This is a genomic window from Halomonas marinisediminis (assembly GCF_004347715.1).
Classification (GTDB): domain Bacteria; phylum Pseudomonadota; class Gammaproteobacteria; order Pseudomonadales; family Halomonadaceae; genus Halomonas; species Halomonas icarae.
The window spans coordinates 1-368 of record NZ_SLTR01000078.1; the positions used below are offsets into that span (position 1 = coordinate 1).

Here is a 368-nt window from a genome sequence, read left to right on the forward strand (position 1 = left end):
GGGGGTCATGTCGCCCGCGCTGATTTCCTCGGGGGCGGAGCGTTGGGCGGATCCGGCGCGCAGGACGGCTGCGGCCAGCTGCTCCGGGCTGAACGCCTCCACCAGGCGCGCGACCATCTCGGCCTCGCCCTCGGCCACGGGGGTCTCCCAGGCGGGATCCTCCAGCAGGCGGGCGGCATCCTGGGCGCGGACATCCTCGGCGCTGGGCGGGCTGACCCAGTCGGGGGTGACCTTGGCCCATTTCAGCAGCCGCTCGGCCTTCTTGCGGAATTTCACCGGCACGATCACCGCGCTGACGCCCTTGCGCCCGGCCCGGCCCGTGCGGCCCGAGCGGTGCAACAGGGCGTCGGAACTGCTGGGCAGTTCCG

Annotated in this window: 1 protein-coding gene; it reads right to left on the bottom strand. The window is 73.6% G+C overall.

The window, feature by feature from the left end; genetic code table 11:
* The coding region (locus E0702_RS15880; RefSeq protein WP_205741960.1) for a hypothetical protein at positions 1 to 282 on the bottom strand (282 nt) is incomplete at its 3' end.
* Positions 283 to 368 lie beyond the last annotated feature (86 nt).